This is a genomic window from Parvimonas micra (assembly GCF_021300775.1).
GTDB lineage: Bacteria > Bacillota > Clostridia > Tissierellales > Peptoniphilaceae > Parvimonas.
Map to the genome: position 1 here is coordinate 575,316 of NZ_JAJTJP010000001.1, position 22,230 is coordinate 597,545.

Here is a 22,230-nt window from a genome sequence, read left to right on the forward strand (position 1 = left end):
AACTCCTTGTTTGTAAAAAATATAGAGGAATATTATTCCTCTATATTAATTCCATTAAATTTACACATTGTTTTATCAATATCACTTTTAATAATTTCTTCAACAGCATCTGCAGAAATTTCTAATTCTTTCTTCAAAATTTTCTCTTCAGAAGATGAAAACTTACTTAAAACAAAATCTCTTAAGTCCATATAAGAAGGACATTTTCCAACGCTTACTCTAATTCTAGGAAAATTTTCTGTTTCTAGATGGTAAATTATAGATTTTAGACCATTATGTGTTCCTGCACTTCCTTTTTTCTTAATTCTAACAGTTCCAAAAGGAATGTCTATATCATCTACTATAACAATAATATTCTCAGGTTTTATTTTAAAATAATTAACTGCATCAATTACAGCCTCTCCTGATAGATTCATATAAGTAAGTGGTTTTAAAAATATGCATTTTTTCCCGAACATATTTATTTGACCGTAATAAGATTTGAATTTTTCTTTGTTCATGTTGATATTATATTTATCTGCTAAAATGTCAACAACACCATATCCTACATTATGTCTTGTTCCAACATAATTTTTACCAGGATTACCAAGGCCAACAATTAAATAAATATTATCTTCCATCAAACAGCATACTCACTGGTCTATTATTATTTATTCTATCAATAGCTTTTGCAAAATATTGAGCAACTGAAACAACTTCAATTTTTCCACCTAAGTTCTTATCTTGAGGAATTGTATCAGTTACAACACATTTTTCAACTTTAGAATTAGTAATATTATCCAAAGCCTTTCCTGAAAATACTCCATGACTTGCAGTAATATAAACTTTTTTTGCTCCCTTAGCAATTAAAGCATTAGCAGCATTAGTTATTGTTCCTGCTGTATCTATAATATCATCAACAATAATACAAGTTTTTCCTTCAATATCACCAATAACATTCATTACTTCTGAAACATTTGGACGAGGTCTTCTCTTTTCTAAAATAGCTATTGGTAAATCTAAATAATTTGAGAATTTTCTAGCCCTTGTAACTCCACCCAAATCAGGAGATACTACAACCATATCATTTTTATCTTCATCCTTTAACTCTTCTTTGAAGAAATCAGCAAGTGGCTTTATAGCTGAAAGATGATCTACAGGAATATCAAAATATCCTTGAATTTGTCCTGCATGTAAATCCATTGTTATAACTCTATCAGCACCTGATTTTTCAATCAAATTAGCAACCAATTTTGCTGTTATTGGTTCTCTAGCTTTTGTCTTTCTGTCTTGTCTTGCATATCCATAATATGGAATTACAACATTAATTCTACCAGCTGAAGCTCTTTTAAATGCATCAACCATAATTAATACTTCCATAAGATTGTCATTAGTTGGATTACAAGTAGGTTGTATAATATAAACATCATATCCTCTAACTGTTTCTTCAACTGAAAGATTAATTTCACCATCGCTAAATTTACCGATATGTATTTCCCCTAATGGCATATCAAGACATTTACAAATATCTTCTGCAAACTTTTTATTTGCAGTTCCTGAAAAAATTTTCATAGGTCCAGTATAAGCTAACATAATTCCTCCTAAAATATTACTTTTTTATTTTTAAATTTTTTTTATAAACCCAATCTTCTTTTTCGAAAACTTCACTTCGTCCTATTATTAACGAACCTTCATTTTCTACATTTGATACCACAGTTGTTCCAGCAGCGATAAATGTATCATTTGCAATTTTTACTGGAGAAACTATATTTGAATTACTACCTACAAAACAACCATCTCCAATTTCAGAAACATGTTTGTTTTTACCATCATAATTAACTAAAATAGTCCCACAACCCATATTAACTTCTTTTCCTACAATAGCATCACCAATGTAGGATAAATGTCCCGCTTTTGTATGTTCACCAATTGTTGTATTTTTAACTTCAACAAAATTTCCTATATGAACGTCATTTTTTAGAATACTCTTTGGTCTAAGGTGAGCAAAAGGTCCCATAGTAACATCATCTCCAATGGTACTATACTCTATATATGAGCTTTTAATTATAACACCATTTCCTATTGTAGAATTTTCTATAAAAGTATCTCCTGTTATATAAACATTTTCTCCAATAGAAGTATTACCAATTATTCTAGCTCCACTTCCTATAAAAGTATCTATTCCTATACTTACTCCCTTTTCAATAACAGTATTTTCTGGATTTTCCATAATAACACCATTTTTCATATATTCTGCATTTATTCTATAACGCATAATTTTTTCAGCTTCAAATAATTGAAGTTTAGAATTTATACCATAAATTTCTTCAATATCATCTAATTTATATGTAGAAACAAGTTCTCCATCTTGAACTAAAACTTTAATGGCATCAGTAAGATATAATTCATTTTGAACATTATTTCTATCAATTTTTGTTATAGAATTCTTTAAAGCCTTACCATTAAATACATAAATTCCAGAATTTATTTCTTTAACTCTTTTTTCTTCTATACTTGCGTCTTTATCTTCAACTATTTTTAAAAACTTTCCATTATTATCTTTTATTATATGACCATATCCTGTTGTATCATCAATAAAAGCAGTAAGAACAGTTGCTTTAGAATTCATCGCAATATGTTCTTCTAATAATTTTTGTAGTGTTTCTCCTTTGATTAATGGTGTATCTCCACTAAGTATTAAAACATTATCATAATCACTAATTTCATCTACAGTAAGCTGAACAGCATAACCAGTTCCATATGGATACTCTTTACCAATTTTTTGTTCTTTATATAATACTTTATCTCCAAACTTATCTTGAACTTCTAATTTATTTTTACCTACAATAATAATAGTTTTATCACTACCTGCATTACAACTAGCATCATAAACATAATCAATAAGTGTTCTATTAACAATTTTATGTAAAACTTTTGATTTTTTACTTTTCATTCTAGTTCCTTCACCAGCTGCTAATATGATTGTAATATTCATACACTAACTCCTAACTGTAAAATGTTATTAATTTAAAAATCTACTATAAATACCTATTTTAAGGTAATTAAGATGATTATAATTTAGTTCTATCTAAAGGCATAAAACTATATTAATTATATCATATATACTAAAAAAAAACAAAAAGAGATATAAATAAATATATCTCTAAAAAACTTAATTTTTATTATTCTTAAATTTTTTTAAAGTGTTTTTTCAAAATTATATTTCCAATTACAACACCTAATCCACCTAATATAAAAACAATCAAAAGGCTAATTAATCCATATGTTCCCGTTGAAAACTTAATCATTTCATTTAATGCGCTTTCAGTTACTCCACCTTTACCTAACCATGTGTTTTTAAATGATTCTAAGAAAAAGTTAACTGGAATAATTTGACCACACGCACTTCCTACTTGAATCAATCCAAAAGCAATAAATTGTGCAGTTTTATTTTTATATCCCATAAAAACAAGAAGTATTTCTCCGATTATAAAAGCAACACTATATGAAATTATCCAAGGAAGATAGAACCCACTAGCTGCCATTGCTATTAAATATACTGATGAAAATAGTAAAAAGCTTCCTTTTTTCCCAACTTTATTACACAAAAAAACAAATATAACACCAGTGAACAAACCTGCAACTCCAGGACTAATACAATGCGCATATGCTCCCAATGGAAATAATGCAAATGTTACAATCATTGATACAACTAAATTTAAAGCTCCTAAAATAGCAACTAAAACTAAATCTTTAACTTTCATTTTATTTTCCTCCTTTAATTTTTTGAAAGATACTTATTAGTTGATTTTTTTCTTTTAAAATAAAATCTTCTTTTATACTACCATCTTCTAAAAATATAATTCTATCTACAACTCTTGATAATAACTCATAATCGTGAGAAATTAATATTATTGCTTTTTCTTTTGCTAAATTTTTAATAATTTCTGAAATAATAATCATATTATTAAAATCTAAACCACTTGTTGGCTCATCCAAAATAAGAATATCAGAATTACTTTTTGCACAAATTCCCATTAATAACCTTTGTTTTTCCCCTCCAGAAAGAGAAAATGGATGACTATTCTTTTTGTCGTAAAGGTTAATAACTTTTAACATTTCTAAAATTTCATCTTCATTTAAATCTTTATTTGATAATAAAAACTCTGAAAATACACTTTCTGAAAATAGTTGATAATCTACATCTTGCATTAAGACAAAAGGCTTGCCTTCAATCGATATTTTTCCTGATGTTTTTTTATAGATTCCTGAAATCAGTTTTGATATTGTTGATTTACCAACACCATTTTTTCCTACAAGTCCAACTATTTCACCTCTGTACAAATTAAAAGAAACATCTTTAATTATATTTTTAAAGAAAAGATTATTAATTTCTAATAATTTTTCTTTTCTAGTAAATGAATCTAAAACTTTTAGTTCCCTATCAAAAGGATTTAGACTTCTTAAATCTTCGGCTGTGTAATTTAAAGCTTCTTTTCTTTCCAAATTTACAATTAGCCTTCCATTTTTTATATGAATCATCCTATCAAAAATTTCTTTCAAATAAAATATTCTATGTTCAACAACTATAATTGTATATCCGCTTTCTTTTAGTTTTGAAAAAATTTCTTTTAAAAGTTCTATTCCATAATAATCTAAATTAGCAGAAGGCTCATCAAATACTAAAGTCTTTGCATCTAAAATTGAAACACATGCTATTGATATTTTCTGTTTTTCTCCTCCAGAAATCTCTAAGATATTTTTATTTAAAATATTTGAAATCCCAAAAAAGCTAGATATATTTTCTATTTTTTCTAAAATTTCTTCAACTTTATATCCTAAATTTTCTAAAGTAAATGCAAGTTCTGAGGTAGTATTATCTGTGAAAAATTGTCCCCTAGGATTTTGCGAAACTGAACCTATCATTTTACATAATTCATAATTCTTACAATCTTTTGTATTTATATCATCAATAAAAATATCTCCTAAAAGATCACCTTCATAAATATGTGGAATTAGACCATTTATACATTTATATATCGTTGATTTACCAGATCCAGAAGCTCCTGTTATTAAAACTAATTCTCCATCATTTATTTCAAAATTTATATTATCAAGAGCCTTTTTATCAGAATTTTCATAAGTAAAACTAACATTTTTAAATTTTATCAATAAAACCGCCTCCCCATAAAATAACAAAAACAAATAAAACTATAATAAGTATGAAATCTTCTAAATTGAATTTTTTATAGTATATTGAATTCATACTATCAGTGCACATTGCACATCTTGTATAAGCTGATTCTGTCATTTCAACTGCGATATTAGAAGCTCTAAATAGAGTTGGAACTATATAATATTCAAATCTTTTAATAGGATTAAAAAATGAAATTTCTATCCCTCGAAGTTTTAATGAATTTTTTATAATTCTTTTTTCTGCAAAATATATTGGAATAAACTTTAAAGTAATTGTACAAGCAAATCTTACTTTTTTACTAAATCCTAATTTACCAAGAACATATATTAATTCACTTGTTCTTATATCTAATACAATAAAACTCGCAATCATATATATTGGACACATTTTAATATTTGAATAACTTATGAATCCTATAAATGAAAAAAATGAATTGTCTGGTAACTTTATAAAAAAAACTATATACAAACATACAATATAAAATATAAAAAATTTGATTAATCTTTTTATTTTCCCACTATAAATTAATACTATCGAACAAATACAAAAATAAATTATATCTAAAATAAAATTATCCCACAGTAAAGTAAATGTTCCAAATATTAAATTCATAAATATTAAAACAAATAAATTAATTCTACGATTATCTACCAAATCAATCCCCCCTATATATTAAAAATCTATAGATCACTTAATATTTAAGATACTGTTAATAACTATAATTTTCGGCTAAATTAGATTTTGATACCATAGTTTTATATACTTTAGATTTTTCTAAAAGCTCTATATGGCTTCCTTGAGATTCTATTTTTCCATTTTCCATTACTATTATTTTATTTACATTTTCTATAGACTTCATTCTATGGGAAACTACTAGTACAGTTTTATTTTTAATAAGTTTATTTAAACTTTCTTGTATTTTCATTTCATTTTCTACATCAAGACTTGCACTAATTTCATCAAGTAAAATTATTGGTGCATTCTTTAAAAATGCACGTGCAATTGAAATTCTCTGTCTTTCTCCTCCTGATAACTTACTTCCATTTTCTCCTATTAAAGTATCATATTTCTCAGGTAATTTTTCAATAAATTCTTCACAATTAGCAAGTCTTGCTGCTTCTTTAACTTGTTCATCAGTTGCATTTTTATCTCCAAATCTAATATTTTCTAAAATTGATGTATTAAATAATGTAACTTCTTGAAAAACAATTGAAATATTTTCAAATAAACTTTCGGTATCTATTTCTTTAATATCATTATCGTCAATAATAATTTTTCCTTTGTCATAATCATACAATCTTGACATTAATCTCAAAACTGTAGTTTTTCCACAACCAGAAGGACCAACTATAGCTGTTACTTCTCCTTGTTTAGCAATAAATGAAATATTATCTATTACCTTATTTTCTCCATATCCAAATTCAACATTTTTAAATTCTATGTCAAATTTTTTTAATTTTTTTTCTTCACCAGATTGAATTTCAGTACTTCTTAACTCTTTAATTCTTTGTAAATTTCCATCTAAATACATTAATTCTGCAAAATTTGAAAGCAAAGAATTCACTGCGTCTATAATCTTTGAAGCACACATTATATAACCTATTAGATAAAGTAATGATGCCTCTCCTTTTAGATATATAGATGTTCCAAATAAAATCGTCGCCCCTAGAGTTAAATTTTGTATATTTGTAGATATACTTAGAGGTAATACCATGCCTAATTCACTTTTAATATGAACTTTTTCTGAGTAGTTAATATCATCTATTATTTTTTTTGAAAATTTTTCTATTTGATTATAACTTTTTATTTCTTGCTGTAATTCAATTGACTCTTGAAAATCTTCAGATATTTCTCTCATAACATTATAGTATTTTTTATTTCCATTTACTTGTGACTTCTTTGATATAAAAATACAAACTATAGATAAAATTATAGGAATTAGAATACATAAAGCAAGTTTAAAATTAAAAATCAATAGCATTATTACAATTAAAAATAAATACACTATTAAACCTAAAGCTTTTGGAATAGCATGACTTATAGCATGTTCGATAGTGGAAACATCTTTCATAATTGTTTGGGATAAATCAGAAACATCATGTTTTGAAAAGAATGAAAGAGGTAATTTTTTTAGTATTTCTGCTATTTCAATTCTAATATTTGCACTCTCTTTATATGTTTCATTATATAAACAATTATATTCTATTGACATGATGATATACATTATAAAAACCATAATAATATTACCTACTATAAAAAAGCTAATATTATTTTCCTTTAACTCTAAGATGTTTTGAATAAAAACCATGAGTAATGTCATTGGAATCATTAAACTACAGTATACAAAAAATGATGCGATTGAAGCTTTAACTATTCCTAAAGTTCCCATGTCTGTTAACTGAAACATTCTTTTAAGCATTTTCATAATTATATCCTCCATTCATTTGCTTGGGAGAATAAATCTTGTAAGAATTTATATCTTCCGTTATTTTTTAATAATTCTGTATCAGTTCCTCTTTCAACTATTTGGCCTTTATCAACTACTAAAATCTCATCCACATTTTTAATTGAACTCAATCTATGAGCAATAATTATAACTGTCTTTTCTTTTATTAAATTTGAAAATGCCAATTGTATTTCATGTTCATTTTCAGGATCCGATGCAGCTGATGCCTCGTCAAGAATAATTATTTTTGCATCTTTTAATATTGCTCTTGCAATAGCAATTCTCTGAATTTCACCCCCAGAAAGATAAACACCTTTTGAGCCTATTATAGTATTTTCTCTAGTTTTAAATTTATCTAAAATATCATCACATCTAGCCATTTTTAAAGCTTTCATAACTTCTTCGTAACTAGCATTTTCATTTCCAATCTTTACATTTTCAAAAATTGTTGTCTTAAATAATTTTGAATTTTGAAAAACAAATGATATATTATTCATTAAAGACTCTCTTGAATAATTTGTTATATTTTTATCTCCTATTAAAATTTCACCCTCATCAATTTTATAAAAACCTGAAATTAACTTTGCTATTGTTGATTTTCCGCCCCCTGAAGATCCAACTAAAGCATAAGTTTTATTTTCATTAAGTTTAAAACTTAAATTTTCTAAGATAAATTTATCATCATACTTAAAACTAACATTTTTAAATTCTATATTATAATCTTTAAAATATGTATCTGTCCCATATTTAATTCCATTTTCTTCCATTTCACCAAAAAGAGTCTCTAACTTATCTACTGCCTGTGATGCCATATATTGGTGCATTCCAAGGTACATTATTCTCATATAACAACTAAATAATGTGCCTATAAAACAAGTAAAGAAAATTAGCTTAATCATAACTTCAAGATTATTTTGAGTTCCTTTTGAAATCATAATTGCAAATGGAATAATATAAGCACCCGCACCTAATAATATAATTTGAAAAATAACAAAAGGATTTTTACAACTCTTACTATATTCATATGCTGATTTAGAATAATCAATGATGGAATCATAAAATGACTTAAAAGAGAAAATTGAAGCTTTAAAGATTTTTAAAACTTGCATACCTCTAACATATTCAACTGACTCGCTATTAACTCTTTCAAGAGATTTGTTATATTTATCCATAAACTTAATATCACCATACATGAGTACAGTAAATATAGCAGATAGTATAGTTAAGATTACAGTAGCAATTCCTAAATAAATATCAACTGAAAACATTATAACAAATAAAAGTATTGGAGTTATCAATGCAAGAGTAATATCAGGAATTAAATGTGCAACTATCATATGTGTATCTGTTGCATTATCATCTATAATTTTTCTAATTCTACCTGACTGATTAACATCAAAAAAATAAAACGATGCATTCATTAGATGCTCTATTCCTTTTTTTCTAAGATTACTTTCTAAGCGAAAAGCAAATAAATGAGTTAACCATGCTGCAAAAAAATAAATAAGTGACTGTAATACCATTATAATAAAAATTATAAATGCATAGTATTGAGCTTTTTCAAAATTTTTCATCAATATAAATTCATTTAGAAATTTATACAAAAACCAATATGGTAAAATTGAAAGTGCAGATGAAATCATGCTCATAAATATTCCACTATAAATAAGATACTTTTTATCAGGCACATACTTAAATAATTTCTTATAAATATCCATTTAATCCTCCTAAGTTTATACTATTTTTATTTTTCAACCAAATAAAAATTTTTATTAACATTCTTATTTTCAAATTTATTATAGCACTGTTGATAATATTTTTCAATAATTTTGATAATAATTTTTAATATAAATTAAAAAATAATCTAATAGTATTAGATTATTTTTACACAAAAAAAGACACCTTTAGGTGTCTTAAATTTATAATTATTCTCCTAATTTTGTAGAAGCTAATTTAATTCCAGGTCCCATTGTTGTAGCAATAGAAACTGATCTTAAATATTTACCTTTAGCTGCAGCTGGTTTAGCTTTAATAATAGCAGAAATTAATGTTCTTAAGTTTTCTTCTATTTTTTCAGCACCAAATGAAACTTTTCCTACTGGACAGTGAACGATATTAGCTTTATCTACTCTGTATTCAACTTTACCAGCTTTGATTTCTTTAATAGCATTAGCTATATCAAATGTAACAGTTCCTGATTTAGGGTTTGGCATTAAACCTTTAGGTCCTAAAACTTTACCGATTCTACCAACAACACCCATCATATCTGGAGTTGCAACTATTACATCAAATTCAAACCAGTTTTCATTTTGAATTTTTTGAATAAGATCATCTGCTCCAACATAATCAGCACCAGCTTCTTGAGCTTCTTGAACTTTATTTTCTTTACATAAAACTAAAACTCTTAAAGTCTTACCAGTTCCATGAGGTAATACTACTGTACCTCTAACTTGTTGGTCAGCATGTCTTGAGTCAACACCTAACTTAGCGTGTAATTCAACAGTTTCATCAAATTTTGCAGTTGAAGTCTTAACAGCTAATTCACATGCTTCTTTTAAATCATATAAATTTGTTTTATCTATTAATTTTAAACTTTCTAAATATTTTTTACCTTTTTTCATTTATATCCTCCTTGTGGTGTTCGCATTATTGCTCCCACTTTATATTACTCTTCTACAGTTACTCCCATACTTCTAGCAGTACCTTTAACCATGCTTATAGCAGCTTCAATACTTGCAGCATTTAAGTCTGGCATTTTTAATTCAGCAATTTCTCTAACTTGATCTTTTGTTAAATTACCTACTTTTGTCTTATTTGGTACTTTTGATCCTGATTCGATACCTAATTTTTTCTTAATTAATACTGGTACCGGTGGAGTCTTAGTAATGAATGTAAATGATCTATCTTGGTATACAGTCAATACAACCGGAATGATTAAACCAGCTTGATCAGCTGTTTTTGCGTTAAATTCTTTTGTAAATTGCATTATATTTACACCATGAGGTCCTAATGCAGTACCTACTGGTGGAGCAGGAGTTGCCTTTCCTGCTGGAATTTGTAATTTTACTAATGCTTGTACTTTTTTAGCCATTTTATAGTTCCTCCTTAAAAACTAATGTGGTTTTCGGGTGCTAAACCCCTCCCACTCTCGTATATCTCTGTTTTGAATATTTTTTCAAATTATTTTCAAATTTAATTTTTTATTACGTCACTAAAATCTAATTCAGCAAGCGTATCTCTTCCAAATAAAGAAACGAAAGCTTTTAATTTACCATTTTCTTGAGATACTTCTATTACTTTTGCGGTTAAATCTTTAAATGCACCATCTATTATTGTAATAGAATCTCCTTCGTTAATTTCCACATCATTATATGGTTTTGTTGAAACTCCTAATGCTTCAACTTCTTTTTCTGATAGTGGTACAGGTTTATTACCTGACCCTACAAATCCAGTTACTCCTCTAGTATTTCTTACTAAATACCATGAAATATCTGTGATTATCATTTTAACTAAAACATATCCAGGAAATAATTGTTTTTCTTTAATTTTTCCAGTTTCAGTTTCTTCTTTAACCGTTGGAACAACGACTTCAAATATATCTATGTCATTCCCACGATTCACAACTAACTTTTCAATATTAGCCTTAACTTTGTTTTCATGCCCTGAATATGTATGTACTACATACCATTTGGCTTCTTTTTCTTTAATATCCTTTAATTCTTCTGTTGTCATATAAACGGACTAAAGTCCTTCCCTCCTTAGTAATTAATGGATTATGAAACCTAATAATTTTTTTAATACAGTATCCAATCCCCAAATCATTGCTGAACTAATTATAGAAATTGTAACTACTGCAAGGCTATAATAAAAAACACTTTTTTTTGAAGGCCAGATTATCTTCTTGAATTCAGAACGTACTCCACGCATAAAGCTAGTTTTCTTTTGTTTTTGATCAGTAGTTTTTGTTGCCATACTACTCTCCTCCAATCTCTAACTATTTTGTTTCTCTGTGAAGAGTGTGTTTTTTACAAAACTTACAATACTTGTTTAATTCAATTCTGTTAGTTGTAACTTTTTTGTTCTTCTTTGTATTGTAATTTCTGTTTTTACATTCTGTACATGCCAACACAACTTTATCTCTCATAGAAACACCTCCTTGATAGCTAAATTTGAACATAACTATACATTATATTACTCATAAAATAATATCATAAAGAAATACAATTGTCAAGCTATTTTAAACATATATTTAAACTTTATTTTTTAATTAATATGAATTTTATTAGTCTTAAAATTTTATAATTCTTATCTATTTTCTCTATCTTTTTTTATAATATTTTTAAGAGCAACAATAGCTGTTTTTATAGCTCTATCTGTATCTTCTACAATATTATTTGATAAGTTTTGTTTTACTCTTTCTTGATTATTTACAACTAAAAATATTGATCCAGCTCTAGTATTTAAATAACTCGAAACGACAAATATAGCTGCAGATTCCATTTCACTTGCCTTTGTATGAAGCCTTTTCCACGCTTCCCATTTATTCATCAAGTCATAACTAACAGGCTTATTTTCAGGTTGATGTTGGCCATAAAAAGCGTCTTTACATTGAACAACCCCAACATGATATTTTTGATTTGTTTCAACACATGCGTTTACAAGTTCATTCGTTATATTAAAATCAGCAACTGCAGGAAACTCAATTGGTGCATATTCTTTCGTAGTCCCTTCCATTCTTATTGCACCTGTAGCAACAACTAAATCTCCAGCCTCTACTTCTATATCTATTCCACCACAAGTTCCAACTCTTATAAAAGTATCTGCACCTATTTTATGTAGTTCTTCTACAGCAATGGATGCACTTGCACCACCGATACCTGTACTTGTAACAGAAACTTTTTCTCCTTCTAAATAACCAGTATATGTTACATATTCTCTATTATCAGCAACTAAAACTGCATCATCAAAATATTTTGCAATTAATTTACATCTTTTAGGATCTCCTGGTAAAATTACATATCTACCTACGTCTCCTTCTTTCATATCAATATGATATTGTTTTTCCTTTAATAATTGTTCTGACATTTAATTTGCCTCCTTATTTTCAAAATTCAACACTAATTCATATGCTTCATTTTTAGAAATATTAAAATTATCTTTTAATATTTTTACTATATCCTTATTACTGTACCCTTCTTTTTTAAATTTTAAAATTTCATTTGCTACATCAAAAGCTTCTTTTTTATCTACTATTTTTTCTATTACAAGAACAATTTCACCTTTTACACCTTTTTCTTCATAATAAGAGATAATTTCATCAATACAACCTCTCTTATACTCTTCAAATAATTTTGTAAGTTCTCTACAAACACAAACATTTATATTTCCAAATTGAGCGTACAATGATTTCAAAGTTTTTAAAAGTCTGTGTGGACTTTCGTAAAAAATTCCTGTTACACTCATATCTTTAAAATTTTTAAAAAATTTTTCTCGTTCAGATTCTGTCTTTGGTACAAATCCCATATAAACAAAATTTGTAGCATCAAAACCACTTCCGCAAATTCCATTAATTAATGCGCATGCACCTGGTAAAATTTCATAAGATATGCCTTTTTTAATAACTTCTTGTAAAATAACAAATCCTGGATCATTTATTATTGGCATTCCTGCATCTGATATTACAGAAACAGTTTTTCCACTTTCAATATTACTAATAATTTCTTCAACTCTTTCACTTTCATTAAATTTATGATATGAAATTAATTTAGTATTAATATTATGAAATTTTAGTAAATTTTGACTATTTCTAGTGTCTTCACAATAAATAATATCGCTATTTTCTAAAACCTCTAAAGCTCTAAGTGTAATATCTTTCATATTACCAATAGGAGTTGGAACAAAATAGATGTTAGATACTCTTTCCATAATATATCTCCTTAATTTTATTTGTATATTCTCCATTTTTATCATAGATATATATATTTTCTTCAACAAACAAATTACTATTTCCATTTTTTACTAATTCAGCCATAAATAAATGAGGTTTTGAATCAACATTAGTAGAAATAAATTGTATTCTTTTTGGTTCTAATTTGTATTTTCTTGATTCACTTAAAACATCTATCAAACGTTCTATACTGTAAATCAAGAAAACTTTTCCACCTGACTTCAACTTTTTATAAGAAAATTTTAAAATATCTTCAAGTTTAAGGGAATATTCATATCTTGAAATCAGAAAATTTTCATCTTCATTTAGTATTCCTGTATTCATTTTTTTGTATGGAGGATTTGACACAATATAATCAACTGAGGAATTTGCAAAATCATCAAAACATAAATTTAAATCTTTATTTAAAAGTATAACATTGCTTAACTTATTCTCTTCAATACTTTTTTTTATAAGTTCAGAATTTTCATTTTGTATTTCTATAAGATAAACATATTTTAAATTATTTAAAAAATTGATTCTAAAACCTATAATTCCAGTTCCAGCACCTATATCAATTAAAATTTTATCTTTTTTTACTTTAGAAAAATGTGAAAGCAAAATAGAATCAATACCAAAAGAAAATTTTTTCTTATTTGCAAATATAACACCTTCAGTGTTAGGAATAAAATGTTTTTCCATGTAATAACCTCCGACTTATATTTTACCATAAATGCGCTTTAAAAGGAATTATTTTTATGTTAGAATATATTTAGGTGGTTATATGAAATTTACAAATCAACAAATTGATGCTATTAACCATTTTAAAGGTCCAGCATTAATTTTAGCGGTTCCAGGTTCTGGTAAAACAACTGTTTTATTGCATAGAATATTAAATTTAATAAAAAATCATAGTATTGATCCTAGTGAAATTATTTCAATTACTTTTAGTAAATCACAAGGCATTGATATGGAAAGAAGATTTTTAATTCAAAATCCTGAATTTAAAGGAAAAATTACTTTTAAAACAATTCACGCTTTCTGTTATGAAATTGTTAGAAATTATATGAAATTAAAAAACATAAAAAAAACTTTAATTGAAGGTAATAATGAATTTAATAGAATACTTATTTTAAAAAGAGCCTATTATCAAAAATATTATAAAAAATTATCTGATGATGAAATAAATGATTTTTTCTCTATATATGACTTTACAAAAAATAAAATGTTTGATTTTGAAGAATATCTTAAAAAAAATCATTTCATTTCAAATAGAACTTTAATGTTAAAGTTATATGTTTTATACGACGAGATAAAGTTTAATAACAATTTTATGGATTTTAATGATTTATTAATTTTAGCTAATGAATACATTTCAACAGATAAGAAACTTTTAAGAGCTTTAAAAAACAGATATAAGTTCTTTCAAATAGATGAAGGGCAAGATACTTCTACTTTACAATTTGAAATTATTAGAAAAATTGTATTTCCAGAAAATAATGTATTTATCGTTGCAGATGATGATCAATCAATTTATAGTTTTAGGGGTGCAAGTCCTGAAAATTTGTTAAATTTCAAAAGTATCTATCCTGACTCCAAAATATTTTTTATGGATAAAAATTTTAGATCCACAAAAAACATTATAAGTGTAAGCAATAAGATAATTCAAGGAAACAAAATAAGATATGAAAAATTCTCAAAATATACTACTGAAGAAAGTTCACAAATAATGCTTTTTAAAGTTAAAAATTCAATGATACAATCAAGAGAAATAATAAAAAAAATTTGTGAGATTAATCCAAACGAAACAATCGGAATTTTATATAGAAATAACATTTCTTCTTTGTATCTTGCAGAAGTTTTCAAAAATAATAATATAGACTTTTTTATAAAAGAAAATAAATTTGATTTTTATTCTAATCGAATACTTAATGATATTAAAAATATTATATTATTTTCTGAAGACACATCTGATTTAGATGTATTTAAAAGAATTTATTTTAAACTTAATGCATATATAAAAAAAGATTTTATTTCAAAATTAGAATACAAATCTTACAATCAATGTGTTTTCGAGAGTCTATTGGATTTAGATGAATTAAATGATTTTTATATAAATAAGTTTACATCTTTAAGAAATGATTTTAAAAGATTAAAGAGAATGAAAATGGAAGATAAAATTGACTGCATTCTTTATGAAATTGGTTATGGAGATTATCTAGATAATTTTAATGATTTTTCAAATCTTAACTATAATCTAATTTTTGATTTAATAAAATACTTATCAAAAAATATAAAAACTTTTGATGAATTTATAGAAAAATTAGAAATTTTAAAAGAAATACTGAAAAAAGCTTCTAATTCTAAATCTAATATATCAATTTCAACTATTCATTCATCAAAAGGACTAGAATACGATAATGTATTTATAATTGATTTAGTTGATGGTGAATTTCCACAAAAAAGTGTCTTAACCTCTTTTGATGAAAAACTATTAGAAGAAGAAAGAAGATTATTCTATGTCGCCATGACAAGGGCTAAAAAGAGACTATTCTTATTTACCATTAAAGAAAGAAATAATCTTCCAGTTGATACTTCAATTTTCTATAATGAATTAAAAAAGAAGAACACCACCCTTCCTTGATGCTTCTCATCAGGTGAGTACCAAGTAACATTAATGTTTCACAATAAAAATAAAAAGGAGCTAAGCTCCTTTTATTTGTTTTTTGCAGCATTAATACCAGCAATAATACCAAAAACAGTTATATCTGTAATTGAAACTGACCCTAATCTATTATTTCCATGTATTCCACCTGTAGTTTCACCAGCTGCATATAGTCCTTTAATTATGTTTCCATTTTTGTCTAAAACATTAGCATCTTTATTTATTCTAAGCCCACCCATAGTATGATGTACTGCAGGAACAGCTTTTAAACAATAAAAAGGTGCTTTTTCAATCTTAAATCCTAATCTTCTAAGATTAAATAATGTATCTTTTCCATTCTCTGAATCCTCATTAAACTTTTTAATTGTCTCTTTCAGATTGTTTTTATCTATTCCAAAAAATTCAGCCATTTCATCTATAGAATTAACCTTACAAAGCTTTTTACCCTCTATTAAATTATTATATTCTATTTCATGAGTTGGTAAAATTTTTGATTTTTGCATAGAATCTTCATCCCAAATTTGATATGCAATGCTATCAGTTTGAGACTTTATTCCTAAAGAAATTTCTCGTCTAGTTCCTAACTCTTCAACAAACCTATTACCCTCTTTATTAACAAGTATAGCTCCACCTACAAGTCTAGTATCTCCAGTATACAAAAGTTTACCAGTCTCAACATCACAAACAGGATACAATTGTATTTTATCTAAATCAACTACATCTGCTCCAATTTTTTGGGCCATTTTTATTCCATCTCCTGTAGATCCAGGAGAGTTTGTAGAAAGAATTTTATCATCAATTTCTTTATCATTATCATTGAGCATTTTTTTATTAGCACCAAAACCTCCAGTAGTTAAAATTACGGATTTAGCATTAACAATCAATTCTCCATTCTTAGTTTTGGCTTTTACACCTGTAACTACATTATCCTTTACAATAAGCTCATATGCATTTGTCTCAGTTAAAATTTCTATGCCTAATTCTTCAGTTTTTGCATGTAATTTATTAATTAATTCTTTACCTGATTGTCCTTTTGGAATTAAAGATCTTTTAACAGAATGACCTCCGAAAAACATAAGTTCATCCGTCCACTCAACCTTAATATCATCTTTTAACCATTTTGCACCATCAAGAGCATTTTTAGCTAAAACATCTATAAGCTCTTTATCTCCACCAGCTTTTTCAACATCTTTTTTAAATAATTCAATACTGTCACTTATATTTTCTTTTTCTTGCAACCAATTCATTGGAGCAGCATATTCAGCTCCTGAAATTAAAGTATTACCCCCAATTAAAGGTAATTTTTCTAGCACAACAACATTAGCTCCTGCCTCTTTAGCTTTTATTGCTGAAATTAAACCAGCACCACCAGATCCAACAACAACGACATCAACATTTATTTCTTTAACTTCATACTTTTCATTTAATTTAAGATTATTATTTAAAATTTTTTTATAATCTAAACCTGCTTTTTGGATGGCATCTGCAAGTGCATTTATGAAAGCCTTAGAAGAGTAAGTGGCTCCAGTGATTTCATCTAAATTATAATTACAAGAGTTAACTTTTTCAAGCAATTTTTCAATAGCGATCTTACCTACATCATCAGTTTCAACACTCTCCTTTAATGTAACTTTTTTAATTTTACTATTCTCAAAACTTACATCTAATACTACTTCTCCATTATGTCCCCTTGCTTTACCTTCAAAAGTACCATTTACAGCTGACTTACAAGAAGCTAATAATAGTACAAAAACAAGCAAAAATGACAGAACTCTAAATTTTTTTTTCATAATTTCCTCCCAATTACAAAAAGTAAAAGACTAAGTACTAATTTTAATATTTTCTATTTTAATTAAATTAGTTATAAGTATTTTTATATTCATTTAATACTTCAAATATTTCATTAATGTTAGTTAAAGTATTTATATTATTTTTTACCTTATTTGAATCTTTAAAGCCTTTTAAATACCATAAAATATTTTTTCTCATCTCTCTTATAGCAATTCTTTCAGGCTTAAATTCTAATTCTAATTCATAATGTCTTTTTATTGTTTCTATAACTTCTTCTAAAGTTGGATTAGAATATTTTTTTGTTAAATTGAAATCTTTTATTTGTTTAAAAATAAATGGATTCCCAAGAGCATGTCTTCCGATTGCAACTGCATCAACTCCAGTTTCTTCTTTCATTCTAACATAATCTTCAACACTACACACATCACCATTGCCTACGACTTTTATAGGAACATGATTCTTTAAAGCCCTAATAGCCGTCCAATCGGCTTTCCCAGAATAAAACATCTCTCTTGTTCTAGCATGTAATGTAATCATATACGCTCCAGCTTCTACAATTGCATCTGCAACTTCTAAAAAGTTCTTATTACTATCATCAAAACCTAATCTTATTTTAACACTAACTGGAACTTTTGAAGTTTTAACCATTGACTCAACAATGCTTTTTACCTTTTTAGGATCCTTCATTAAATAGCTACCTTCATGATTTTTTACAATTTTAGGTGCAGGACATCCTAAATTTAAATCTAGTTGATATATATCATCTCTATTATTGAATCTATTTTGTATAACATCAGCCATGATATTCTCATCACTACCGAAAACTTGTAATCCAACAGGACCTTCTCTTTTATCTATATATGTGATAATAGATGTATTATCATTTTCATAATACATTCCTTTTATAGAAACCATTTCTGTAAAAGTCATACTAGCTCCCATTTCACTTGCTAATATTCTAAAAGCAACATCGCTTACACCTGCAAGTGGTGCTAGAAAAACATCACCATTAAGCATATTATAACCCCTTTTTCATTTTATAGATTTCTAACATTCCGTCTAGGGTAAGCTTTTTATCTATAATATCTATTTTATTTATATCCTTTGAAATTAGACTTGAATAACCTCCAGTAGCAACAACCTTCAATTTGGAACCATCAAATTTCATTTCTTTTACAATTTCATCAATTAATTTTTCTATTAGTCCAATATATCCTATAACCATACCAACTCTAATATTATCCATTGTGTTTTTAGCAACAATTTTTTCAGGTTTATAAAGTTCAACCCTTGGTAATTTTGCAGTTTTTAAAAACAATGCTTCTGATGAAATTCCTATTCCAGGAATTATAGCTCCGCCTTGATATACTGAATTTTCATCAATTACATCAAAAGTAATAGCTGTTCCTATATCAATAATTATCAATGGAACACCATATTTTTTTATTCCTGCAACAGAGTTAACTATCCTATCTGCCCCAATTGTCTTAGGGTTATCATGATTAATTTTTATTCCTAAATCACAATTATCATCAATAATAATCGGCTTTAAGTTAAAATATTTTTTTATAGCATTTTCAATTGAATGCATAACATCTGGAACTACTGAAGCCACAATAACATCTTCAATTTCTGTTTTTTTTATATCGTTAGCATTTAGTATTTCTGTTATTGACATTGCATACTCATCACTTGTTTTATTTTTTATCGTATTAAGTCTAAAATCACATATTAATGAATATCCTTTATAAACACCCAATACAATATTTGTATTTCCAACATCTATTACTAATAACATATATTACTCCCAAAATTAATAAATTTTCTCAATTACTATATTTATAATTAATTTTACCATTTTTTATATTTTATTACAATTATTCTTACCATACATTTCAATCAGTAATTGCAAAAAAAACGATTAAGAATAAATCTTAATCGTCAAAATCTTATATAAAAAATATTAGATTACAATCCACGTTTGAAAAATTTACGGAATTCTGATACCTCTGCTCCGGTTTGTGTAATTGCAACTGAGTACTTCGCACCTTTTACAATTCCCGGTTCATATGTTATAGGTACAAATTGATAATGTACATTTTCTTTATCAGCAACACAGTATCCTATAGCTGTTTTTATAGTTGCACCATTTTCTTTATTAAAGAATTCCGGTTCTCCATATTCAGTTAATGTAGCATTAACATTAATTATAACAACTTCACCCTCTTTATATCCAACAATAAAATTGCTATGTTTTGTAATCTCTACGATAACTGCATTAGTATAATTTTCCATGTGACAATATATTAATTTATATTCATCACCATTTGGAACACAAGAGTTGAAAATTTCACGCATTCTTGCCTTGTTTTTTCTGTTATCTTCATCACTTGCTCCAGTTAGAGCTTTTTTTACAACATCAAATAATCCCATTATTTTCTCCATCCTTTATTAATATTATTATTAAAAATTTTTCACTAAAATTATATCATTTTATAAAACACATGTCTATATTAGCATATAAAAAAGTAAGGAACAAATTATATGTTCCTTACCTACTTCAAACTAAAATTATTTATTTTTATTTTTTATAGATGCCTTTATAAATCCATCAAATAATGGATGTACTTTATTTGGTCTAGATTTAAATTCAGGATGGAATTGACAAGCTACAAAATAATCACTTCCATTAAATTCAATAATTTCAACTAAATCGAGTTCAGGATTTATACCAGAAAATACAACTCCTGCTTTTTCAAGTTCTTTTCTATACTTATTATTAAATTCATATCTATGTCTATGTCTTTCTTGAATTACTTCAGAATTATATAATTCTCTAGCTTTTGAATTTTCTAGAAGTTTACAGTCATAATTTCCAAGTCTTAATGTACCACCAATATTTTCAACATCAAATTGATTTTCCATCAAATCAATTACAGGATGTTTAGCATTTTCATCTTTTTCAGTAGAATCAGCACCATTTAGATTTGCAATATTTCTTGCAATGTCGATAATAGCAATTTGCATACCAAGACAAATACCGAAATAAGGAATATTATTATCTCTTGCATATTTACTTGTAGCAATCATTCCTTCTATACCTCTGCCACCAAATCCACCTGGAACAATTATTCCATCAAGTCCATTAAATAATTCTTTTGTATTTTCCTCAGTAACATATTCTGAATTGATCCAACGAATATTAATCTTATGAGCATTTTTATATCCTGCATCTATTAAGGCTTGTGACACTGAAAGATAAGCGTCATGAAGTTGAACATATTTACCTACAAGTCCAATTTCTAATTCATCTTTTACATTTCTATAAGAATCAATCATTTCCTTCCAAGCATTCTTAACAATTGGTTTTCCTTCAAGAGAAAGTTTATGTAAGACATACTCATCTAATCCTTGTTCTTGTAATTTAACTGGTACTTCATATATAAAGTCAACATTTTCAGACTGAACTATAGCACTCTTTGGAACATCACAGAAAAGACTAATTTTATTTTTAATTTCATCAGAAATTTGTTCTGGACTTCTAACAACAATAATATTTGCCTTTATTCCTTGACTCATAAGTTCTTTAAAAGAATGTTGAGTTGGTTTTGTTTTTAATTCATTAGAACCAGGTATTGTTGGAACTAATGTAATATGAATAAATAAAACATCTTCTTTTTTATTTTCAGCATGAATTTGTCTAATAGCTTCAATAAAAGGTAATGATTCAATATCACCTACAGTTCCGCCTATTTCAGTAATAATAATATCAGCTTTACTTTCTTCAGCAGCTTTATATACATAACCCTTTATTCTATCAGTAATATGAGGAATAACTTGAACAGTAGAACCATTATAATCTCCTCTACGTTCTTTTTGGATTACTTCACTATAAATTCTTCCTGTTGTAACATTACTTCTTTGAGTTAGTTCTTCATCAATAAATCTTTCATAATGTCCTAAGTCTAAGTCAGTTTCAGCACCATCTTTAGTTACAAAAACTTCTCCATGTTGATATGGACTCATTGTACCAGGGTCTACATTTATATATGGATCAAATTTTTGCATAAAAACACTAAATCCTCTATCCTTTAAAAGTCTACCTAAACTTGCTCCACATATTCCTTTACCTATTCCAGAAACTACTCCTCCTGTAATAAAAATAAATTTGCTCATAATATCCTCCTAAAAAAAATTGGTCTTTTTTTATCTCTAAATAGAGAAAA

Annotated in this window: 22 protein-coding genes; 1 reads left to right on the plus strand and 21 read right to left on the minus strand. The window is 26.6% G+C overall.

Annotated features, from left to right (window positions below):
* Window positions 1-32: 32 nt before the first annotated feature.
* The 16 genes from pth to LW893_RS02875 all read right to left on the minus strand — a co-directional run bounded on the left by pth (window position 33) and on the right by LW893_RS02875 (window position 14,250).
* Window positions 33-620, minus strand: coding sequence for an aminoacyl-tRNA hydrolase (gene pth / locus LW893_RS02800; protein ID WP_233055700.1), 588 nt, complete (start codon window positions 618-620; stop codon window positions 33-35).
* A complete protein-coding gene (locus LW893_RS02805; protein ID WP_233055701.1) occupies window positions 610-1,572 on the minus strand; it encodes a ribose-phosphate diphosphokinase in 963 nt (320 codons plus the stop codon). Before LW893_RS02805 ends, pth begins: the two co-directional genes overlap by 11 nt.
* A gap of 16 nt (window positions 1,573-1,588) precedes the next feature.
* Window positions 1,589-2,974 (minus strand): bifunctional UDP-N-acetylglucosamine diphosphorylase/glucosamine-1-phosphate N-acetyltransferase GlmU, encoded by a 1,386-nt coding sequence (gene glmU / locus LW893_RS02810; protein ID WP_233055702.1) that lies wholly within the window; start codon window positions 2,972-2,974, stop codon window positions 1,589-1,591.
* Window positions 2,975-3,167: 193 nt separating this feature from the next.
* Window positions 3,168-3,743: an MptD family putative ECF transporter S component gene (locus tag LW893_RS02815; protein ID WP_233055703.1), complete on the minus strand. Its 576-nt coding sequence runs from the start codon at window positions 3,741-3,743 to the stop codon at window positions 3,168-3,170.
* A gap of 1 nt (window position 3,744) precedes the next feature.
* Window positions 3,745-5,151 carry an ABC transporter ATP-binding protein gene (locus LW893_RS02820; protein WP_233055704.1) on the minus strand — a complete coding sequence of 469 codons (1,407 nt, stop codon included), beginning with the start codon at window positions 5,149-5,151 and terminating at the stop codon, window positions 3,745-3,747.
* A complete protein-coding gene (locus LW893_RS02825; protein ID WP_269836889.1) occupies window positions 5,138-5,830 on the minus strand; it encodes an energy-coupling factor transporter transmembrane component T in 693 nt (230 codons plus the stop codon). The genes LW893_RS02820 and LW893_RS02825 overlap by 14 nt, the downstream gene beginning before the upstream one ends.
* Before the next feature lie 55 nt (window positions 5,831-5,885).
* Entirely contained in the window at window positions 5,886-7,604 is a 1,719-nt protein-coding gene (locus LW893_RS02830; RefSeq protein WP_233055811.1) for an ABC transporter ATP-binding protein, read from the minus strand.
* The gene (locus LW893_RS02835; protein WP_233055705.1) at window positions 7,604-9,340 is read right to left on the minus strand and encodes an ABC transporter ATP-binding protein; all 1,737 of its coding nucleotides are present in this window, start codon (window positions 9,338-9,340) and stop codon (window positions 7,604-7,606) included. Before LW893_RS02835 ends, LW893_RS02830 begins: the two co-directional genes overlap by 1 nt.
* Window positions 9,341-9,547: 207 nt before the next feature.
* The gene (rplA, locus tag LW893_RS02840; protein ID WP_233055706.1) at window positions 9,548-10,243 is read right to left on the minus strand and encodes a 50S ribosomal protein L1; all 696 of its coding nucleotides are present in this window, start codon (window positions 10,241-10,243) and stop codon (window positions 9,548-9,550) included.
* A gap of 44 nt (window positions 10,244-10,287) precedes the next feature.
* Window positions 10,288-10,713, minus strand: coding sequence for a 50S ribosomal protein L11 (gene rplK, locus LW893_RS02845; RefSeq protein ID WP_233055707.1), 426 nt, complete (start codon window positions 10,711-10,713; stop codon window positions 10,288-10,290).
* Window positions 10,714-10,814: 101 nt separating this feature from the next.
* On the minus strand, window positions 10,815-11,354 hold the full coding sequence (gene nusG / locus LW893_RS02850; protein ID WP_233055708.1) for a transcription termination/antitermination protein NusG: 540 nt from the start codon (window positions 11,352-11,354) through the stop codon (window positions 10,815-10,817).
* A 33-nt stretch (window positions 11,355-11,387) separates the two neighbouring features.
* The gene (gene secE / locus LW893_RS02855) at window positions 11,388-11,594 is read right to left on the minus strand and encodes a preprotein translocase subunit SecE (protein WP_233055709.1); all 207 of its coding nucleotides are present in this window, start codon (window positions 11,592-11,594) and stop codon (window positions 11,388-11,390) included.
* A 22-nt stretch (window positions 11,595-11,616) separates the two neighbouring features.
* Entirely contained in the window at window positions 11,617-11,766 is a 150-nt protein-coding gene (rpmG, locus tag LW893_RS02860) for a 50S ribosomal protein L33 (protein ID WP_009372623.1), read from the minus strand.
* A 161-nt stretch (window positions 11,767-11,927) separates the two neighbouring features.
* A complete protein-coding gene (udp, locus tag LW893_RS02865; protein ID WP_233055710.1) occupies window positions 11,928-12,707 on the minus strand; it encodes a uridine phosphorylase in 780 nt (259 codons plus the stop codon).
* A complete protein-coding gene (gene rsmI / locus LW893_RS02870; protein WP_233055711.1) occupies window positions 12,708-13,547 on the minus strand; it encodes a 16S rRNA (cytidine(1402)-2'-O)-methyltransferase in 840 nt (279 codons plus the stop codon).
* Window positions 13,531-14,250 carry a tRNA1(Val) (adenine(37)-N6)-methyltransferase gene (locus tag LW893_RS02875; protein WP_233055712.1) on the minus strand — a complete coding sequence of 240 codons (720 nt, stop codon included), beginning with the start codon at window positions 14,248-14,250 and terminating at the stop codon, window positions 13,531-13,533. The genes rsmI and LW893_RS02875 overlap by 17 nt, the downstream gene beginning before the upstream one ends.
* Window positions 14,251-14,332: 82 nt before the next feature.
* Between LW893_RS02875 and LW893_RS02880 the strand changes: the two genes are divergently transcribed.
* Window positions 14,333-16,192, plus strand: coding sequence for an ATP-dependent helicase (locus LW893_RS02880; RefSeq protein WP_233055713.1), 1,860 nt, complete (start codon window positions 14,333-14,335; stop codon window positions 16,190-16,192).
* A gap of 71 nt (window positions 16,193-16,263) precedes the next feature.
* Here LW893_RS02880 and LW893_RS02885 read toward each other — a convergent pair whose 3' ends face one another.
* The 5 genes from LW893_RS02885 to LW893_RS02905 form a co-directional block, all read right to left on the minus strand.
* The gene (locus LW893_RS02885) at window positions 16,264-18,003 is read right to left on the minus strand and encodes a flavocytochrome c (protein ID WP_233055714.1); all 1,740 of its coding nucleotides are present in this window, start codon (window positions 18,001-18,003) and stop codon (window positions 16,264-16,266) included.
* A 67-nt stretch (window positions 18,004-18,070) separates the two neighbouring features.
* Window positions 18,071-19,021, minus strand: coding sequence for a tRNA dihydrouridine synthase DusB (dusB, locus tag LW893_RS02890; protein ID WP_233055715.1), 951 nt, complete (start codon window positions 19,019-19,021; stop codon window positions 18,071-18,073).
* Between the two features lies 1 nt (window position 19,022).
* A complete protein-coding gene (locus LW893_RS02895; protein WP_233055716.1) occupies window positions 19,023-19,802 on the minus strand; it encodes a type III pantothenate kinase in 780 nt (259 codons plus the stop codon).
* 170 nt (window positions 19,803-19,972) lie between these two features.
* The gene (locus LW893_RS02900; RefSeq protein ID WP_233055717.1) at window positions 19,973-20,437 is read right to left on the minus strand and encodes a hypothetical protein; all 465 of its coding nucleotides are present in this window, start codon (window positions 20,435-20,437) and stop codon (window positions 19,973-19,975) included.
* Window positions 20,438-20,575: 138 nt separating this feature from the next.
* A complete protein-coding gene (locus tag LW893_RS02905; protein ID WP_233055718.1) occupies window positions 20,576-22,180 on the minus strand; it encodes a CTP synthase in 1,605 nt (534 codons plus the stop codon).
* Window positions 22,181-22,230 lie beyond the last annotated feature (50 nt).